Annotated in this window: 16 protein-coding genes; 6 read left to right on the top strand and 10 right to left on the bottom strand. The window is 73.1% G+C overall.

Features of this window, described 5'->3' with window-relative positions; translation table 11 throughout:
* Positions 1 to 114: 114 nt before the first annotated feature.
* Positions 115 to 2853: a pyruvate, phosphate dikinase gene (ppdK, locus tag BMW99_RS04035; protein WP_075016233.1), complete on the bottom strand. Its 2739-nt coding sequence runs from the start codon at positions 2851 to 2853 to the stop codon at positions 115 to 117.
* A 524-nt stretch (positions 2854 to 3377) separates the two neighbouring features.
* Positions 3378 to 4565 (bottom strand): tRNA dihydrouridine synthase DusB, encoded by a 1188-nt coding sequence (gene dusB / locus BMW99_RS04030; protein WP_107451395.1) that lies wholly within the window; start codon positions 4563 to 4565, stop codon positions 3378 to 3380.
* Positions 4566 to 4719: 154 nt separating this feature from the next.
* Here dusB and BMW99_RS04025 point away from each other — a divergent pair, with 154 nt between their 5' ends.
* Both BMW99_RS04025 and BMW99_RS04020 read left to right on the top strand, forming a co-directional pair.
* Positions 4720 to 6150, top strand: coding sequence for an MFS transporter (locus tag BMW99_RS04025; protein ID WP_069461767.1), 1431 nt, complete (start codon positions 4720 to 4722; stop codon positions 6148 to 6150).
* The gene (locus tag BMW99_RS04020) at positions 6147 to 6626 is read left to right on the top strand and encodes a MarR family winged helix-turn-helix transcriptional regulator (RefSeq protein ID WP_069461766.1); all 480 of its coding nucleotides are present in this window, start codon (positions 6147 to 6149) and stop codon (positions 6624 to 6626) included. Before BMW99_RS04025 ends, BMW99_RS04020 begins: the two co-directional genes overlap by 4 nt.
* Before the next feature lie 73 nt (positions 6627 to 6699).
* On the opposite strand, the gene BMW99_RS04015 is transcribed toward BMW99_RS04020, so the two are convergent.
* Complete coding sequence (locus BMW99_RS04015; RefSeq protein ID WP_079138150.1) at positions 6700 to 7716, bottom strand: helix-turn-helix transcriptional regulator; 1017 nt, start codon at positions 7714 to 7716, stop codon at positions 6700 to 6702.
* Positions 7717 to 7841: 125 nt separating this feature from the next.
* Here BMW99_RS04015 and BMW99_RS04010 point away from each other — a divergent pair, with 125 nt between their 5' ends.
* Both BMW99_RS04010 and BMW99_RS04005 read left to right on the top strand, forming a co-directional pair.
* Positions 7842 to 9302 (top strand): MFS transporter, encoded by a 1461-nt coding sequence (locus tag BMW99_RS04010; RefSeq protein ID WP_245791174.1) that lies wholly within the window; start codon positions 7842 to 7844, stop codon positions 9300 to 9302.
* Positions 9303 to 9539: 237 nt separating this feature from the next.
* On the top strand, positions 9540 to 10541 hold the full coding sequence (locus tag BMW99_RS04005) for an aldo/keto reductase (protein WP_075016232.1): 1002 nt from the start codon (positions 9540 to 9542) through the stop codon (positions 10539 to 10541).
* 39 nt (positions 10542 to 10580) lie between these two features.
* On the opposite strand, the gene BMW99_RS04000 is transcribed toward BMW99_RS04005, so the two are convergent.
* From BMW99_RS04000 to BMW99_RS03990, 3 genes are read right to left on the bottom strand one after another with little or no spacing between them, the layout of a single operon-like run.
* The gene (locus BMW99_RS04000) at positions 10581 to 11405 is read right to left on the bottom strand and encodes a DUF4097 family beta strand repeat-containing protein (RefSeq protein ID WP_075016231.1); all 825 of its coding nucleotides are present in this window, start codon (positions 11403 to 11405) and stop codon (positions 10581 to 10583) included.
* A 44-nt stretch (positions 11406 to 11449) separates the two neighbouring features.
* The gene (locus BMW99_RS03995; RefSeq protein ID WP_069464678.1) at positions 11450 to 12094 is read right to left on the bottom strand and encodes a response regulator transcription factor; all 645 of its coding nucleotides are present in this window, start codon (positions 12092 to 12094) and stop codon (positions 11450 to 11452) included.
* The gene (locus tag BMW99_RS03990) at positions 12082 to 13314 is read right to left on the bottom strand and encodes a sensor histidine kinase (RefSeq protein ID WP_069464679.1); all 1233 of its coding nucleotides are present in this window, start codon (positions 13312 to 13314) and stop codon (positions 12082 to 12084) included. Before BMW99_RS03990 ends, BMW99_RS03995 begins: the two co-directional genes overlap by 13 nt.
* Before the next feature lie 177 nt (positions 13315 to 13491).
* Between BMW99_RS03990 and BMW99_RS39905 the strand changes: the two genes are divergently transcribed.
* The gene (locus tag BMW99_RS39905) at positions 13492 to 14112 is read left to right on the top strand and encodes a hypothetical protein (RefSeq protein WP_075016230.1); all 621 of its coding nucleotides are present in this window, start codon (positions 13492 to 13494) and stop codon (positions 14110 to 14112) included.
* Positions 14113 to 14294: 182 nt separating this feature from the next.
* On the opposite strand, the gene BMW99_RS03980 is transcribed toward BMW99_RS39905, so the two are convergent.
* Positions 14295 to 15677, bottom strand: a complete 1383-nt coding sequence (locus BMW99_RS03980; RefSeq protein WP_069464681.1) for a glycine--tRNA ligase — start codon at positions 15675 to 15677, stop codon at positions 14295 to 14297.
* A gap of 212 nt (positions 15678 to 15889) precedes the next feature.
* Here BMW99_RS03980 and BMW99_RS03975 point away from each other — a divergent pair, with 212 nt between their 5' ends.
* Complete coding sequence (locus BMW99_RS03975; RefSeq protein ID WP_069464682.1) at positions 15890 to 16312, top strand: Fur family transcriptional regulator; 423 nt, start codon at positions 15890 to 15892, stop codon at positions 16310 to 16312.
* 37 nt (positions 16313 to 16349) lie between these two features.
* Here the strand turns inward: BMW99_RS03975 and BMW99_RS03970 are convergent, their stop codons facing one another.
* The 3 genes from BMW99_RS03970 to BMW99_RS03960 all read right to left on the bottom strand — a co-directional run bounded on the left by BMW99_RS03970 (position 16350) and on the right by BMW99_RS03960 (position 18680).
* Complete coding sequence (locus BMW99_RS03970) at positions 16350 to 17174, bottom strand: isoprenyl transferase (protein ID WP_069464683.1); 825 nt, start codon at positions 17172 to 17174, stop codon at positions 16350 to 16352.
* A 78-nt stretch (positions 17175 to 17252) separates the two neighbouring features.
* The gene (recO, locus tag BMW99_RS03965; RefSeq protein WP_069464684.1) at positions 17253 to 17999 is read right to left on the bottom strand and encodes a DNA repair protein RecO; all 747 of its coding nucleotides are present in this window, start codon (positions 17997 to 17999) and stop codon (positions 17253 to 17255) included.
* Between the two features lie 57 nt (positions 18000 to 18056).
* Positions 18057 to 18680, bottom strand: a complete 624-nt coding sequence (locus tag BMW99_RS03960) for a response regulator (protein ID WP_069464686.1) — start codon at positions 18678 to 18680, stop codon at positions 18057 to 18059.
* Positions 18681 to 18771: the final 91 nt, after the last annotated feature.

Below are 18771 nucleotides of genomic sequence, written 5' to 3'. Positions count from 1 at the left end.
CACGAAACGCCGCCCCCGGCGGTGGGGGGCCGGGGCGCAGCCGCCGGCCGGTGAGGGTCGGCCCCAGGGCAAGGGCCTCCGCCGGCGGGTTGCGGACCCGGCCCGGTCAGGTGGTCAACGGGCGCCCCCGAAGGGGGCGGTGGCGGACGCGCGGCCTGCTTCGAGGCGCGCGACCGGGATGCGGAAGGGGGAGCAGGAGACGTAGTCCAGGCCCACCTCGTGGAAGAAGTGGACGGACTCCGGATCACCGCCGTGCTCGCCGCAGACGCCGAGCTTCAGGTCGGGTCGGGTTGCCCGGCCGTCTGCGGCAGCCGCGCGGACCAGTGAGCCCACGCCGTCTCTGTCGATGGTCTCGAAGGGCGAGACCCCGAAGATCCCCTTCTCCAGGTAGGCGGTGAAGAACGACGCCTCGACGTCGTCCCGGGAGAAGCCCCACACCGTCTGGGTCAGGTCGTTGGTGCCGAAGGAGAAGAACTGCGCGGCCTCCGCGATCTGCCCGGCGGTCAGCGCCGCCCGGGGCAGCTCGATCATCGTGCCGATGGCGAGCCGCAGCGACGTGCCGGTCGCGGCCTCGACCTCGGCGATGACCCGGACGGCCTCGTCCCGGACGATCTCCAGCTCCTGCACGGTGCCGACCAGCGGGATCATGATCTCCGGCCGCGGGTCGCCCTTGGCGGCCATGCGGTGCGCGGCGGCCTCGGCGATGGCCCGTACCTGCATGGCGAACAGGCCGGGGATGACCAGGCCGAGCCGCACCCCGCGCAGGCCCAGCATCGGGTTCGCCTCGTGCAGCTTGTGCACCGCCTGCAGCAGTCGCAGGTCGTTCTCGTTGGCGTCCTTGCGGGCCTCGGCGAGCGCGACCCGGACCGACAGCTCGGTGATGTCGGGCAGGAACTCGTGCAGCGGCGGGTCGAGCAGCCGGACGGTGACGGGCAGCCCGTCCATCGCCTCGAACAGCTCGATGAAGTCGGCCTTCTGCAGCGGCAGCAGCGCGCCCAGGGCCTCCTCGCGCTCGGCGTCCGTGTCGGCCAGGATGAGCCGCTCGACCAGCTCCCGGCGCTCGCCGAGGAACATGTGCTCGGTGCGGCACAGCCCGATGCCCTGGGCGCCGAACCGCCGGGCCCGCATGGCGTCCTCGGCGTTGTCGGCGTTGGCCCGCACCCGCAGCCGGCGGACCCGGTCGGCGTACGCCATGATCCGGTGCACGGCCCGGACCAGTTCGTCGGCCTCGTCGGCACCGGCGTGCATCCGGCCCTCGAAGTACTCCACGACCGGGGACGGCACGACCGGGACCTCGCCGAGGTAGACCTTGCCGGACGAGCCGTCGATGGAGACGAGGTCGCCCTCCTCTATCACCACGGGCTTGCCGTCGGGACCGGTCGCGGTCAGCCGGCGGGCCTTGGTGTCGACCTCCAGCTCCTCCGCGCCGCACACGCAGGTCTTGCCCATGCCGCGGGCGACGACCGCGGCGTGCGAGGTCTTGCCGCCGCGCGAGGTGAGGATGCCCTCGGCGGCGATCATGCCGTTGAGGTCGTCCGGGTTGGTCTCGCGGCGGATCAGGATGACCTTCTCGCCCGAGCGCGACCACTTCACGGCGGTGTACGAGTCGAAGACCGCCCTGCCGACCGCGGCGCCCGGCGAGGCCGCGATGCCCCAGCCGATCCGCTTGGCCCGGCCGCTGTCGGCGGCCTCGTGGTCGAACCGCGGGAACATCAGCTGGGCCAGCTGCCCGCCGGTGACCCGGCGCAGCGCCTCGGCCTCGTCGATCAGGCCCTGGTCGACGAGCTGGGTGGCGATCCGGAACGCGGCGGCCGCGGTGCGCTTGCCCACCCGGGTCTGCAGCATCCACAACTGGCCGCGCTCGATGGTGAACTCGATGTCGCACAGGTCGCGGTAGTGCGTCTCGAGCGTCTCCATGATGCTCAGCAGCCGGTCGTACGACGTCTTGTCGATGCGCTCCAGCTCGGCGAGCGCCACGGTGTTGCGGATGCCGGCGACGACGTCCTCGCCCTGCGCGTTCTGCAGGTAGTCGCCGTAGACGCCCTGCTGGCCGCTGGCCGGGTCGCGGGTGAAGGCGACGCCGGTGCCGGAGTCCGGGCCGAGGTTGCCGAAGACCATCGAGCAGATGTTGACCGCGGTGCCCAGGTCGCCGGGGATGCGCTCCTGGCGGCGGTAGAGCTTGGCGCGCTCGGTGTTCCAGGAGTCGAAGACCGCGCGGACGGCGAGGTCCATCTGCTCGCGCGGCTCCTGCGGGAACTCCCGGCCGGCCTCCTTGGCGACGATCGCCTTGAAGTCCTCGACGAGCTGCCGCAGATCGGCGGCGTCCAGGCCCAGGTCGCTGTCGGCGCCCTTGGCCCGCTTGGCGTCCTCCAGCGCGTCCTCGAACCGGTCGCCGTCCACACCCAGCACCGTCTTGCCGAACATCTGCACCAGGCGGCGGTAGGAGTCCCAGGCGAAGCGCTCGTTGTCCGCCTGCGCGGCCAGGCCCTGCACGGAGGCGTCGGACAGGCCGATGTTGAGGACGGTGTCCATCATGCCCGGCATGGAGAACTTCGCGCCCGACCGCACGGAGACCAGCAGGGGGTCGTCGGCCTGGCCGAGCTTCTTGCCCATCCGCTGCTCCAGCGCGTCGAGGTGCGCACTCACCTCGTCGCGCAGCGCGGCCGGCTCGCTGCCCGTCTCCAGGTACTCCTTGCAGGCCTCGGTGGTGATGGTGAACCCGGGAGGGACCGGCAGACCGAGGTTGGTCATCTCGGCGAGGTTCGCACCCTTCCCGCCGAGCAGGTCCTTCAGGTCCTTGTTGCCCTCAGTGAAGTCGTAGACGAATTTCTGCTGCTGCGGTCGCGACGGCACGGGCCTCGACTCCTCGCGTGCTGGATGCCCTGACGGCGGGGAGCGTACCCATCTCGAAGGCTCTGCAGTACGTCCATCATCACGACACACGGGTGTAACCGCCCGTCTGCCGACAGATCGAAAGTCAGCAGGTCGCGGCGGAGGAGTGAGTCCGCGTTCACTACTCGAACGGATGACGCCGGTACGTTCGGCCGAGAGAGCGGATTCCGTCACTTTCAGTGACGATGAGGCCGCCGGATGGACGCGGCGGCACCCGTGCCCGGCGGTACGCATTCGAGTTGTGGACGGCTCACTTGGGCGCTCATCTGAGCGCAAGAGGCATCAGGCGTGGCGGGAATCACGTGCCGCCGGGAGGGTGCGCCTCCCGCCACGGACGTAGCGAAACTACGGAAACCACACGGACCGCCCGAGTCGCCCACCGCCGGCGAGGACACGGGCGGGGGGACTCGGGCGGTCCGCAGAAAGAAGGGTCCGCAGGAGGTGGAGTCCGCAGGGGGAGGTACCGGCCCGGGGGCCGGGAGCGGTCAGCCGCCGGAGGTGTCGGCCTCGGCGTCCTCGCTCAGCACCTCGCACGCGTTCGGGTCGTCAAGCCAGCCGTCGGGCAGCACGACGCGCTTGCCGGGGGCGGTGCGGCCGCGCGGGCCGTCGGCGTGCGCCGGCCACGGCTGGTCGTGGTCCAGCCCGCCCAGGTGCTCGTCCAGTTCGGCCAGCGAGGAGGCGGTGGCCAGCGCCCGGCGGGCCTCGGAGCCGACCGCGAAGCCCTTGGTGTACCAGGGCACGTGCTTGCGGAAGTCGATGACGCCGCGCGACTCGTCGCCCAGCCACTGCCCGAGCAGGTCCGCGTGCCGCCGCATCACCGCGGCGACCTCGCCGAAGCGCGGTTCCGCCGGGCCCGCGGCCGCGGCGCCGTCAGTGCCGTCGGCGCCCCGCTCGAACGCGGCCACCAGGTCGCCGAACAGCCACGGCCGGCCCAGGCAGCCCCGACCGACGACCACGCCGTCACAGCCGGTCTCGCGCATCATCCGCACGGCGTCCTCGGCGCACCAGATGTCGCCGTTGCCGAGCACGGGGATCTCCGGGACGTGCTCCTTGAGCCGGGCGATCGCGTCCCAGTCGGCGGTGCCGCCGTAGTGCTGGGCGGCGGTGCGGCCGTGCAGCGCGACCGCGGTGACGCCCTCGTCCACGGCGATCCGGCCCGCGTCCAGGTACGTCATGTGGTCGTCGTCGATGCCCTTGCGCATCTTGATGGTGACCGGCAGCCGGCCGGCGTTGCCGACCGCCTCGCGCAGGATCGCGCGCAGCAGGTTGCGCTTGAACGGCAGCGCGGAGCCGCCGCCCTTGCGGGTCACCTTGGGCACCGGGCAGCCGAAGTTGAGGTCGATGTGGTCGGCGAGGTCCTCGTCCACGATCATCCGGACGGCCTTGCCGACGGTCACCGGGTCGACGCCGTACAGCTGGATCGAGCGCGGCGTCTCGGACGCGTCGAAGTGGATCAGGTGCATGGTCTTCTCGTTGCGCTCGACCAGCGCCCGCGTGGTGATCATCTCGCTCACGAACAGGCCCTTGCCGCCGGAGAACCCCCGGCACAGGGTGCGGAACGGCGCGTTGGTGATGCCCGCCATGGGCGCGAGGACGACCGGCGGCCACACCGTGTGCGGACCGATCCGGAGGGTGCCCGCGGCGGGGCGGGTCAGCGTGGCGTCAACGGTCATGCCGCCCATTGTCCCGTACGGCGGCACCGGCCCGGCGCTTGGTTGTACGATTGAAATGATTACACAGCTACAAGCAGTGTGGGGGCCACGTACTTTCGCGGCCCGCGCTCCGGAACACCCGCACGGAACGGCACGACCTTGGGAACCGCACGCCATGCCTGACCTCACCTACCGGCGCCGCATGCTCATCCTGGCCATCTGCTGCATGAGCCTGCTGATCGTCAGCCTGGACAACACGATCCTCAACGTGGCACTGCCGTCACTGCAGAAGGACTTCCACTCCAGCGTCTCCGGACTCCAGTGGACGATCGACGCCTACCTGCTGGTGATCGCCTCCCTCCTGCTGCTCTCCGGGTCGACCGCCGACCGGATCGGGCGCAAGAAGGTCTTCCAGACCGGCCTGGTGCTCTTCACCGCCGGCTCGGTGCTGTGCAGCCTCGCACCGAGCCTCGGCTGGCTCATCGTCTTCCGCATGGTGCAGGCGGTCGGCGGCTCGATGCTCAACCCGGTCGCGATGTCGATCATCACCAACACCTTCACCGACGCCCGCGAGCGGGCCCGGGCGATCGGCGTGTGGGGCGGCGTCGTCGGCATCAGCATGGCGGCCGGGCCGATCGTCGGCGGCGCGCTCGTGCAGTCGGTCGGCTGGCGGTCCATCTTCTGGATCAACCTGCCCGTGGGCCTGGTGGCGCTCGTGCTCACCGCGCGGTTCGTGCCGGAGTCCCGGGCGCCGCGCGCCCGCCGGGTGGACCCGGTCGGGCAGCTCCTGGTCATCGCGCTGCTCGGCACCCTGACCTACGGCATCATCGAGGGCTCGGACGCGGGCTGGGGCTCGGCGCCGATCGTCGGCTGCTTCGTGGTGGCGGTGCTGGCCGTCGCGGCACTGGTCGTCTACGAGCCGCGCCGCAGGGACCCGCTGATCGACACCCGGTTCTTCGCCAGCGCGCCGTTCGCCGGCGCGACCGTCATCGCGGTCAGCGCGTTCGCCGCGCTCGGCGGCTTCCTCTTCCTCAACACCCTCTACCTGCAGGACGAACGCGGGCTGTCCGCGCTCGACGCGGGCCTCTACATGGTGCCGATGGCGCTGATGTGCCTGGTCTTCGCGCCGCTGTCCGGACGCCTGGTGGGCACCCGCGGGCCGCGGCTGTCGCTGGTGCTGGCCGGCGCCGCGATGACCGCCAGCGGCGTGCTGTTCGCCGCGCTGGACGCGCAGTCCTCCAACGCGCTGCTGTTCACCTCGTACGTGCTGTTCGGCATCGGCTTCGGCCTGGTCAACGCGCCGATCACCAACACCGCGGTGTCCGGCATGCCGCGCGCGCAGGCCGGGGTGGCGGCCGCCGTCGCCTCGACCAGCCGGCAGGTCGGCCAGTCCCTCGGCGTCGCCGTGCTCGGCGCGGCCCTCGCGGCCGGCCTGCACGAGGGCGCGTGGTGGATCATCGCCGGCTGCGGCCTGGCCGTGCTGGTGCTCGGCCTGCTCACCACCGGCCGCTGGGCCCGCGGCACCGCGGAGCGGACCGCGGCCGCCCTGATGGTGCCGGAGGCCGAACGCGCCGCGGACTCCCGCGCTACCGTGGGCACATCATGACGAAGACCACGGGGGGCACGCCGGGCACGCCAGGCACACCCGGGACGGCCGGCACGGATGACGCGACGGCCACGGCCGAGCGCGTGTGGCGGCGCCTGCGGGCGCTGGTGCTGGAGCAGAACGAGCGCCGCAAGGAGACCGCGGACGCGCTCGGCATGAGCTTCTTCCGCGTCAAGGCGCTGCGCAGGATCGCGGCCGAGCCCATGCGGATGAGCGAGCTGGCCGTGGAGCTGGGCAGCGACCGCCCCTACGTGACGCTCGTGGTCGACGACCTGGTCAAGCGCGGCCTGGTGGAGCGCAACCCGCACCCGACCGACCGCCGCAGCAAGATCGTCACCGTCACCCCGGACGGCAAGGCGGCGGCGGCCCGCGCCGACGCGATCCTCAGCACTCCCCCGGACGCGGTCAGCGCGCTGCCGCCGGAGGACCTGGCCGCGCTGGACCGCATCACCGCGGTGATCACGGCCGGGGACTGACCCGCCGCGCGGGCGGGCGCGGCCCGCGGCATGCCGTCCGCTCCACGCGGCCTGCCACCGGCGTCGCAGCCCGCTACCCGGCGTCCGCGCCGGACGGCCTCGCGGACGGCCCGGCGGTCCCGCCGTTCTCGGCGGCCCCCGCGGTCTCGGCGGTCAGCACCGCGTGCAGCCGCGCCAGGCGCTCGCGCGTGGTGTCGTCCGCGGGCGTGTACGTGACGAGCCGCGGGCCGGGCCCGGGGCCGAGCCACAGGTGGGTGAAGTCGAAGGCCAGCAGGCCGACTTCGGGGTTGAGGTAGCGCTTGATGTGGCCGTCGGGCTTGAGCACCTCGTGCCGCTCCCACATCTCGCAGAAGTCGGGCGAGGTCTGCTGCAGCCGCTTCAGCAGCGTCTTCCAGGCCGGCTCCGCCAGGTGTTCGGCCATCGACGCACGGAACTTCGCGGCCATCAGCCGGATGTTCTCCTCGCGGTCGACCATCCGCTCCCGCCACTGCGGGTCGGTGAAGGCCAGCCACATCAGGTTCCGGTCCTCGCGCGGCAGCGCGTCCAGGTCACTGACCAGCCGCCCGTAGGTGCGGTTGTACGCGACGATGTCGTACCGCGAGTTGACCACCGCGGCGGGCAGCGGCTCCAGCTGGTCGAGCATCGCGCGCACCGCCGGGGACATGCCGGGGCAGTCCAGGTGCGGGTGCGGGTCGGCGGTGCCGGCGAGCGTGAACAGGTGCTGCCGCTCGGTGGTGTCGAGCATCAGGGCGCGGGCGATCGCGTCGGCGACCTGCCCGGACACCTGGATCTCGCGGGCCTGCTCCAGCCACGTGTACCAGGTGACGCCGACCGCGGCGAGCTGCGCGACCTCCTCGCGGCGCAGGCCGGGGGTGCGGCGGCGCCGCCCGGGCGGCAGCCCCACCTGGTCCGGCGAGATCCGCTCGCGGCGGCTGCGCAGGAACGACGCCAGCTCGCGGCGCCGGACCGCGGACGCCGCGGACAGCGGCACGTGTCCGGTCGCGGCCCGTGCGGCCGCCGGGGTGGCGGTGTCCGGCCGGCCGGCGCCGGACCGCTCCGCGGCGGGCGCAACACTCGTCTTCGGCGTCATGTTCCCAGAGTGCGGCATGCGCCAGCCGGTTGCCAGGTGGTCTGTATACCTGGATAAACGCTCTCTGGTACCCCTCTGGGATCGGAGCCAGAGTAGGCCGGGTGACCGACCGAATGGAACAGAGCATGACCTCACGGGCCCAGGTGCTGCCCCGCGTGACCCGCATCGGCAGCCCTGCCCGGACCACCCCGCCCCCCGCCGGCGCCTCCGCGCTCGGTGCCCTCGGCCTGCTGACCGTGCTGCTCGGCGCGGCACTGCCGATGGTCGACTTCTTCATCGTCAACGTCGCCCTGCCCACCATCGACCGCGACCTGCACGCCGGGCCCGCCGTCCTGGAGATGGTGGTCGCGGGCTACGGCGTCGCGTACGCCGTGCTGCTGGTGCTCGGTGGCCGGCTGGGCGACATGTTCGGCCGCAGGACGCTCTTCCTGTGGGGCCTGGCGACCTTCGCCCTGACCTCGCTGGCCTGTGGCATCGCACCCAGCGCCTGGACGCTGGTCGGCGCGCGGGTCGCCCAGGGCGCGGCCTCGGCCCTGCTGCTGCCCCAGGCCCTCGCCACCATCCAGGCGGCCACCTCCGGCAGCCGGCGCGCCACGGCGCTCAGCTACTACGGGGCGACCGCGGGCGTGGCCAGCGTCGTCGGGCAGGTGCTCGGCGGCGTGCTGGTCTCCGCGGACATCGCGGGCAGCGGCTGGCGCGCGATCTTCCTGGTGAACGTGCCGGTGGCGGCCGTCGCCCTGGTGCTCGCGCTCAAGGCGGTGCCCGAGACCCGCTCCCCGCACCCGGCCCGCGTCGACCGGCCGGGCACGGTGCTGCTCGGCGCCACGCTGATCACGCTGCTGCTGCCGCTCACCGAGGGCCGCGCGGCCGGCTGGCCGGTGTGGGCGTGGGTGCTGCTGGCGCTCTCGCCGCTGTTCGCCGCGGCGTTCGTGGCGGTGGAGAGGCGCGGCGAGCGGACCGGCGGCAACCCGCTGCTGCCGCCGTCGCTGCTGCGGCTGCACAGCGTGCGCAGCGGCCTGATGCTGGTGGTCCCGTTCTGCCTGGGCTTCGGCGGCTTCATGTTCGTCCTCGCGGTGGCCATGCAGGACGGCCTGCACTTCGGCGCGCTGAAGGCGGGCGCCGCCCTGGTGCCGCTGTGCGCGGCGTTCTTCGCCGCCTCGCTGCTCGGCCCGCGGGCGGTGGCGCGCTTCGGCCGCCGTACGGTGACCGCCGGTTCGCTGATCCAGGGCGCCGGCCTGCTGGTGCTGGCCGGCACGTTCCTGTGGGGCTGGCCGCACCTGGGGGTGTGGGCACTCGCGCCGGGCATGGCGATCGCCGGCTTCGGCCAGGGCTTCGTGCTGCCGCTGATCTTCCGGATCGTGCTCAGCGAGGTGCCGCCGGCGCAGGCAGGTGTGGGCGGCGGCGCGATGGCCACCACGCAGCAGTCCAGCCTGGCGCTGGGCGTGGCGACGCTCGGCACCCTGTTCCTGACGCTGTCGTCGTCGGTGGGCGTGCGGGACGCGCTGGTGTGGACGCTGCTCGCCCAGCTCGCGGCGGTCGTGCTGACCACCGCGCTGACGCTGCGGCTGCCACGCACCGTGAAGTGACGACGTGGCGACGTGACGACGTGGCGACGTGGCGAAGTGACGCGCCGGGCCCGGCGGATGGGACGTGAGGACATCCACCGGGCCCGTGTGCGACCGTGGCGGCGGTGGCCGGTGATCCGCCTCCGCACCGCGCCCGCCGTCCGCCCCGATCCCCCGCCCCCCGCGGGCCCGCCCCCGTCACCCCCCTTCCCGTCATCCCCCGGAATCCGCCGCACCGCGGCGCGAAGGAGAACCCCGATGCGCACCCGCACCCTCGGCAGGACCGGCCCGGCCGTCTCGGCGATCGGCCTGGGCTGCATGGGCATGTCCGCGCTGTACGGCGAGGCCGACGACGCCGAGTCGATCGCCACGATCCACGCGGCCGTGGACGCCGGCGTCAGCCTGCTGGACACCGGTGACTTCTACGCCATGGGCCTGAACGAGCTGCTCATCCGCGACGCCCTGCGGGCCCGCCCGGGCAGCCGCGACCAGGTCGCCATCAGCGTGAAGTTCGGCGCCCTGCGCGACGCCGCCGGCGGCTGGTACGGCTACGACGGCCGGCCCGGCGCGGTGAAGAACTTCCTCGCCTACTCCCTCAACCGGCTCGGCACCGACCACGTCGACGTCTACCGGATCGCCCGCGTCGACCCGGCGGTGCCGATCGAGGAGACCGTCGGCGCCATCGCCGAGGAGGTCCAGGCCGGGCGGGTCCGGCACATCGGGCTGTCCGAGGTGGGCGCGGAGACCCTGCGCCGGGCCGCGTCGGCCGCCCCCATCAGCGACCTGCAGATCGAGTACAGCCTGTTCTCGCGCGGCATCGAGGCGGAGATCCTGCCCACCGCCCGCGAGCTGGGCATCGGCGTCACCGCGTACGGCGTGCTGTCCCGCGGGCTGCTCAGCGGTCACTGGACCCGCGAACGCAGCCCCGGCGCGGGCGACTTCCGCAGCCGCAGCCCGCGGTTCTCCGGCGACAACCTGGACCGCAACCTGGCGCTGGTCGAGGCGCTGCGCAAGGTCGCGGACGGCAAGGGCGTGACCGTCGCCCAGGCCGCGATCGCGTGGGTGCTGTCCCGCGGCGACGACATCGTGCCGCTGGTCGGCGCCCGCCGCCGCGACCGGCTCGCCGAGTCGCTGGGCGCGCTGGACGTGACGCTGGACGACGCGGACCTGGCCGCCGTCGAGGAGGCCGTGCCGGCCGACGCGGTCTCCGGCTCCCGCTACGACGCCGGGCAGATGGCCCACCTGGACAGCGAACGCTGAACGGGCCGGGACACGACCGCCCGGCCGAGGTGGCCGCGGCTACCGGTAGTGGACGCTGACGCTGCCCGACCCGGCCGACAGGTCCAGGACCCCGGTCGCCCCGGGGTCCTGGAGTCCCGGGGCGATGGTGCGGCTGCCGGATCCGGTGGCGCCCTCCGTCCGGTACCGGCCGCCGGGGGGCACCACCACCTCGGCGGACCCCGAGCCGGTGACGACGGTGACGGCCGCCGGCGCGGCCGCGTAGCCCAGCAGCACGCTCCCCGAGCCGGCCCGCGCGGTGGTGCGGGCGGACTCCAGCGAGTCGCCGGTGATCTCCCCGGACCCGGTCCGCGCGTCGACGGCGCCCCGCAGCCCCTCCAGACGCGTCGACCCCGACCCGGTGCGGGTGGTGACGTCGCCGACGACGCCCCGCACGTCCACCGTCCCGGCGGACGTCGCCGCGTACACCGAGGCGGCCTCCGGGACGGTGACGACCAGCGCGACCTGGCACTGGAGGGCCTGGACGAGGACGAACCCGGTGCCCGGGCAACCGGTGCGGACCTGGAGGGTGTCGCCGACCCAGGTGCGGTCCACGCGCGGCGTGCCTTTCGACCAGACCAGCTTCTCGGCGACCTCGACCCGGTCCCGGCCGCCGGGCACCACGCGCACCGAGCCCACGCCGCCGTAGATCTCCACGGTCCGGACGCCGTGGTGCGTCATCGCGTACGTCCGGGTCGCGGTGTGCCGGTTGGCCATCGCCCACGCCTGGCTGCCGCAGAACAGCGCGGTGACCACTGCGGTCAGCACGGCGACCGTCACCCACACCACCCGGCGCCGGTCCTCGGTGCCCGGCCGGCCGCCGCCGCCGATCGCGCCCACGCTCATGCTCGGGCTCGCGCCTTTGCGCACGCCCCCGCTCATGGGCCCGCTCACGCGCCCTCCAGGAACCGCAGGACGGCCAGCACCCGGCGGTGGTCGGCCTCGGCCTGGGGCAGGCCCAGCTTGGTGAAGATGCTGTTGATGTGTTTGGAGACCGCGCTGTCGCTGACCACCAGCTGCTCGGCGATCGCGGTGTTGGACCGGCCCTCGGCCATCAGCCGCAGCACGTCCTTCTCGCGCGGCGTGAGCCGCTCCAGCGGATCGGCCTGGCGGCGCAGCAGCAGCTGGGCCACCACCTGGGGGTCGAGCGCGGTGCCGCCCGCCGCGACCCGGCGGACCGCGTCCACGAACTCCTCGACGTCGGCCACACGTTGCTTGAGCAGGTAGCCGATCCCGCCGGTCTGGGTGGCCAGGAGGTCGGCCGCGTACCGCTCCTCGACGTACTGGGACAGCAGCAGCACCGCGGTGCCCGGCCATTGGGCGCGGATCACCAGCGCGGCCCGAACCCCCTCGTCGGTGAACGACGGCGGCATGCGCACGTCGAGCAGGACGAGGTCGGGCCGGTGCTCGCCCACGGCGGCCAGCACCTCGTCGGCGTCGCCGGCCTCCGCGGCCACCTCGAAGCCGGCCGCCTCCAGGACCTTGACCAGGCCTATGCGGAGCAGCAGCGAGTCCTCGGCGATCACAGCGCGCACGGCAACTCCACGGTGATGACGGTCGGTCCCCCGACGGGGCTGTCGAGGTGCAGCGTCCCGTCGACCGACCGTACCCGGCCGGCCAGTCCGCTCAGCCCGGTGCCCCGGGACGGGTCGGCGCCGCCGGCGCCGTCGTCCTCGACGGTCACCAGCAGCCGGCCGGCGCGGACCCGCACGGCCACCTCCACACGGGAGGCGCGGGCGTGCTTGGCCACGTTGGCGAGGGCCTCGGACACCACGAAGTACGCGACCGCCTCGACGGTGGCCGCCGGGCGCCGGGGGAGGTCCACCGACAGCCGCACCGGCAGCGGCGCGCGGGCCGCGACGCCGGACAGCGCGGCGTCCAGGCCGCGGTCCTCCAGGACCGCCGGATGCAGCCCGCGGACCAGGCCGTTGAGCTCCTCGATCGCCTCCTTGGCCTCGCGGTGCGCCTCGTCGATCACCGACCGGGCCTCGGGCGGCAGGTCCTTGAGGGTGGCGCGGGCCAGGCCCAGGTTCATGGCCAGCGACACCAGGCGCTGCTGGGCGCCGTCGTGGAGGTCGCGTTCGATGCGGCGGCGCTCGGCGTCCGCGGCGTCCACCACCTCGGCCCTGCTGACCGCCAGGTCCTCGACGCGGCGGGCCAGTTCGCGGGTCCTGCTGGGTCCGAGGAGCGCCGCGGCGAACGCCGTCTCGGCCCGCGTGAGCAGGTGCGCCAGCGGCGGCGCGGCCAGCACCAGGAGGACGCCGAGGACGGTCAGCGGCACGTGGTCGCCGCTCACCCAGCCCGGCAGCCGCAGCGTGCCGGGCACCGCCCACGCCCAGGAGAGGACGCCCGCGCACAGCGCGCCGAACGTCCAGCAGCACACCACCGCGACCGCCCCCACCGCGGCCGTCGGTGCCACCACGGCGTGGTAGCAGACCTGGCGCCAGGTGGCCTCGGACCGGAGCCGGCGGCCGATCCCGGCCGGGGTGTACCACGACTCCCCGTGCCGGGTCGGCGGTATGTGCAGGTCCAGCAGCGCGTGGAAGCGGCTGCGCTGAACCGCGGTCAGCACGGAGGCCAGCGCCGGCAGCAGCGGCACCAGCACGATCGCGAACTGCGGATAGGGCACCGCGCACAGCATCACGAACGGCAGCGCGGCGGCCGGCCCGACACCGGCCGCGGTGAACGCCGTCTCACGCCAGGCGCGCGCCGACCACGGCGCGTACCCGGCCGCGCGGCCCAGTGCTGATCGCATGACGCACACCGTATGCGGCCCGCCCTGCGGGCGACATGGGCCCAGCCCCCGCGCTCGAGGTGCACTTGTCTGCACCTCGATCCGGCACCACGCGTTACTGCCCTCACACCGGGAACGCGGAAGAGTCGACGGCGAAGCGACGTTGTCCCTTTCGAGGGAACTGGAAGGAGATGGGCGATGTCTGTCGGCGACGTGTCCGTGCCGCATCTGGCGGAGGTCATCGAACTGCCGGTTCCCCGGGAGGAGCGCGAGGTGTCGCGGGCCCGAGCCCGAGCCGGCCGCCGCTGGCCGGCGTACGCGCTGATCGTCTGCGGCGTGGCCCTCATCCCCTGGCTGGTGGTGCTGGCCGTGGCGCTGCCGGCCGCCGAGAACACGCCGCACTGGATGGCGGCCTGGGTGGGGCTGGACACGATGGAGGCGGCCGGGCTGATCGGCACCGGCGTGCTGACGCTGCGCCGTCACCCGCTGCGGGTGGTGGCGGCCGCCGCCACCTCGATGCTGCTGGTGGTCGACGCCTGGTTCGACGTGTCCACCTCCACCGGCGGCGACCTGGTCGTGGCCCTGGTGATGGCGGCGACGGCGGAACTGCCGCTGGCCGCCGTCTGCGCGCTGCTCGCCGTCCGCGCGGCGGCCGCCGGCAACCGCGCGGCGGGTGCCGTCCCCGGGGCGCCCGCGACGGCGGGCACCCCGGAGACGGTGCCGGCGGCGCGCACCGCCACCGTGTCCCGGCTGCCCGCCCCCGTAGGGACCTTCTCCGAGCGCGGCACCGCCGCGCCCGCCTCCGACCGCACGGTGTGAGTCGCCGCCCCGTCCCGCAGGACGCGTCCCGGACGAGACGTACCGCAAGACGTGGGCCGGCACCGCGAGACATGGGCCGGCAGACGCGGGCCGCGAGACGACGGAGCCCGGCGGGGGATGGATGATCCCCCGCCGGGCTCCGCTGCGTCAGGTACCGGGACGCCGCGCCGAAGACGGAACGGCTAGCAGCCCAGCAGCCGGGAGCCGAGGTAGCTCTCGACCTGGTCCAGCGAGACGCGCTCCTGCTTCATGGAGTCGCGCTCGCGGACGGTCACCGCGTTGTCCTCGAGGGTGTCGAAGTCGACGGTGACGCAGAACGGCGTGCCGATCTCGTCCTGGCGGCGGTAGCGGCGGCCGATCGCGCCGGCGTCGTCGAACTCGATGTTCCAGTGCTTGCGCAGCGCCGTGGCCAGGCCCTTGGCCTTCGGGGACAGCTCGGGGTTGCGGGACAGCGGCAGCACCGCGACCTTGACCGGCGACAGGCGCGGGTCGAGCCGCATGACCGTGCGCTTCTCCATGACGCCCTTGGCGTTGGGCGCCTCGTCCTCGTTGTACGCGTCGAGCATGAAGGCGAGCATGGCGCGGTTCACGCCGGCCGCCGGCTCGATCACGTACGGGAACCAGCGCTCGCCGGCCTCCTGGTCGAAGTACGACAGGTCCTGGCCGGACGCCTTGGCGTGCGCGGACAGGTCGAAGTCGGTGCGGTTGGCGAGGCCCTCCAGCTCACTGAACTCCTGGCCGCCGAAGTTGAAGCGGTACTCGATGTCCACGGTGCGCTTGGAGTAGTGCGAGCGCTTCTCGGCCGGGTGCTCGTACCAGCGGATGTTCTCCTCGCGCAGGCCGAGGTCGGTGTACCAGTTCCAGCGCTCCTGCATCCAGTACTCGTGCCACTTCTCGTCCTCGCCCGGCTTGACGAAGAACTCCATCTCCATCTGCTCGAACTCGCGGGTCCGGAAGATGAAGTTGCCGGGCGTGATCTCGTTGCGGAACGACTTGCCCATCTGGGCGATGCCGAACGGCGGCTTCTTGCGCGACGTGGTCTGCACCTGCGCGAAGTTGACGAAGATGCCCTGCGCGGTCTCGGGCCGCAGGTAGGCGGCGGAGCCGGCGTCCTGGGTCGGGCCGAGGTGGGTCTGCAGCATGCCGGAGAACTGCTTGGGCTCGGTGAACGCGCCCTTGGTGCCGCAGTTCGGGCAGTTGATGTCGGCCAGCCCGTTGGCCGGCGGCTTGCCGTGCTTGGCCTCGTACGCCTCTTCCAGGTGGTCGGCGCGATAGCGCTTGTGGCAGGAGGTGCACTCGGTCAGCGGGTCGGAGAACGTGGCCACGTGGCCCGACGCGACCCAGACCTCGGGGGCGAGGATCACCGACGAGTCGAGACCCACCACGTCGTCGCGCGAGGTGACCATGGCACGCCACCACTGGCGCTTGACGTTCTCCTTGAGCTCCACGCCGAGCGGGCCGTAGTCCCAGGCGGCCTTGGATCCGCCGTAGATCTCGCTGCTCGGGAAAACGAAGCCACGGCGCTTGCTCAGGCTGACGATGGTGTCGATCTTGTCGGCGGCCACGGTGCTCTCTTCAGTACGACGAAGCGGTCAGTTGTCCCAGATTACCGGCGGGTGCGGGGCTCATATCAAATCCGTTCCGCCACCGGCAAGGACGATCAGAGGTGAAAACGACTATCATATACATTTAGGGTACACCTGGGCCCGGAACGCGGCGGCGGATCGTCGGAGCCCGGCCGTGCCCCTGGCACAATGACAAGCATGAGGAGATCACGGTGAGCACCGCCAAGCATTCCGTGGCCGGCCGGTCGACGCGGCAGCGGGCGGCGGTGGCGGCCGCACTCGACGAGGTCGACGAGTTCCGCAGCGCCCAGGACCTGCACGACATTCTCAAGCACCGCGGTGACTCCGTCGGACTGACGACCGTCTACCGCACCCTTCAGTCCCTCGCCGACGCCGGCGAGATCGACGTGCTGCGCACCGGCGACGGCGAATCGGTCTACCGCCGCTGCTCCGAAGGCGGCCACCACCACCACCTGGTCTGCCGCGCGTGCGGCAAGGCCGTCGAGGTGGCGGGGCCTGCCGTGGAGAGCTGGGCGGACGCGGTGGCCGCCGAGCACGGCTTCGTGGACGTGGCCCACACCGTCGAGATCTTCGGGACCTGCGCGGACTGCGCCGCGGCCGCCGCCGTCCGGTAACCCGCCGGACGCCGGCACCCCCGGGCGAGCGGCCGGCTCAGCCGGCCGCCGGGTCCGCGTCCTCCGCCGCCAGCGCGCCGCCGAACCGCCGGTCGCGCCGCGCGTACTCCAGGCAGGCCCGCCACAGGTCGCGCCGGTCGAAGTCCGGCCACAGCACGTCCTGGAACACCATCTCCGCGTAGCTGCTCTGCCAGATCAGGTAGTTGGAGGTGCGCTGCTCCCCGCTGGGGCGCAGGAACAGGTCGACGTCCGGCATGTCGGGGTAGTACAGGTACTTCGCGAACGTCTTCTCGTTGACCTTGGCCGGGTCGAGCCGGCCCTCCGCGACGTCCCGGGCGATGGCCTGCGCGGCGTCGGCGATCTCCGCCCGGCCGCCGTAGTTGACGCAGAAGTACAGCGTCATCGCGTCGTTGCCCTGGGTCTGCTCCTGCGCGACCTGCAGCTCCTGGACGACGGACTTCCACATCCTCGGCATCCGGCCCACCCAGCGGATGCGGATGCCCAGCTCGTCCATCTCGTCGCGGCGGCGGCGGATGACGTCCCGGTTGAAGTTCATCAGGAAGCGCACCTCCTCCGGCGAGCGCTTCCAGTTCTCGGTGGAGAACGCGTACAGCGACAGGTTCTTCACACCGATCTCCAGGCAGCCCTTGAGCACGTCGAGCACGACGCCCTCGCCGACCTTGTGGCCCTCGGTGCGGGGCAGCCCGCGCTCCTGCGCCCAGCGCCCGTTGCCGTCCATGACGACGGCGACGTGCTTGGGCACCAGCTCGCCGGGGATCTTCGGCGGCTGCGCGCCGGAGGGGTGCGGGTCGGGCGCCCGGTACGAGGGTCGGCTACGGGCCAGAATCCCGCGACGTGCCATGGTCGTGCTTCTCCTGACGGTGTGGACCGGTTCCCGAGCCCCCGGGTTCTCGGCTTCCCGAGCTCCCGGGTCCTCGGGTTACTTCTCGACGAAACGCAGCGACCGCAGGCCGCGTTCCAGGTGCCACTGCAGATAGGCCGCGACCAGCCCGCTGCCCTCACGGCAGTGGCGGGGCTCGCAGGCGTCCGCGGTCTCCCAGTCGCCGCCCAGCAGCGCGCCGAGCAGTTGCAGTGACTCCCTGGAGGGTACGACGCTTCCGGGCACCCGGCAGTCGCCGCAGACGACTCCTCCCGCGCCGACCGAAAAGAACCGGTTCGGCCCGGACATCCCGCATTTCGCACAGTCGTCGAAGCTGGGCGCGTAGCCGTTGACGGCGAGCGAACGCAGCAGGAACGCGTCGAGCACCAGCCGCGGGTCGTGGTCGCCGGCGGCCAGCGTGCGCAGGCCGCCGACCAGCAGCAGGTACTGCTGCACCGCCGGCTCGCCCTCGTGGTCGGTGAACCGCTCGGCGGTCTCCAGCATCGCGGTGCCCGCGGTGTACCGCTCGTAGTCCGTGACGATGCCGCTGCCGTACGGCGCGATCGTCTCGCCCTGCGTGCACAGCGGCAGCCCGCGGCCCACCAGGTCCCCGCCGCGCGCGAAGAACTGCACGTCGACGTGGCTGAACGGCTCCAGCCGCGCGCCGAACTTCGACTTGGTGCGGCGCACGCCCCGCGCCACCGCGCGCACCCGGCCGTTGCGCCGGGTCAGCAGCGTGATGATCCGGTCCGCCTCACCCAGCTTCTGGGTGCGCAGCACGATGCCGTCGTCGCGGAACAGGCTCATGGGTCCATTCTCGCGTACCGCGGGTCCGCCGGGGGCCGGGGTGCCCGATCCGCCGGATCAGCCGCCCGCGCCCGGCGCCACGAGCCCCGACTCGTAGGCGGCGATGACGAGTTGGGCCCGGTCACGGGCGCCCAGCTTGCCCATGATCCGGCTGACGTGGGTCTTCGCGGTGAGCGGGCTCAGCCCGAGCGCCTCGCCGGTCTCGGCGTTGTTCAGCCCGCGGGCGACCATCGTCAGCACCTCGCGTTCGCGCTCCGACAGGCAGGCCAGGCCGGCCGGTGCGGGCGCCCCGGCCGGCGGCCGGTCGGGCAGCCGCAGCACCCGGGCGATCAGCCGGGCGGTCGGCCCCGGCGACAGCAGGGCGTCGCCGGCCGCCACCGTGCGGATCGCGTCCAGCAGGTCCGCGGGCCGGGTGTCCTTGACCAGGAAACCGGAGGCACCGGCCCGCAGCGCCGCCAGCACGTTCTCGTCGTCGTCGTACGTGGTCAGCACCAGGACGCGGACCCCGGTGAGGCCGTCGTCCGCGGCGATCCTGCGGGTGGCCTCGATGCCGTCCAGCTCGGGCATCCGCACATCCATCACGATCACGTCCGCGCGGGCGGCGCGGGCCAGCGCGACGGCCTCGGCGCCGTTGCCCGCCTGCCCGACGACCTCCATGTCCCCGGCGGATTCCACGAGCATCGCGAACGCGGCGCGCACCAGCGTCTGGTCGTCGGCGAGCAGCACCCGGATCGGCGGCGGCTGGGACGGCGGACAAAACGACGGCTGCGGC

This window comes from Actinacidiphila rubida, from assembly GCF_900110255.1.
Taxonomy (GTDB): Bacteria; Actinomycetota; Actinomycetes; order Streptomycetales; family Streptomycetaceae; genus Actinacidiphila; species Actinacidiphila rubida.
The sequence above is the reverse complement of the archived record's forward strand: the minus strand, read 5'-3'. Positions and strand labels throughout refer to the sequence as shown.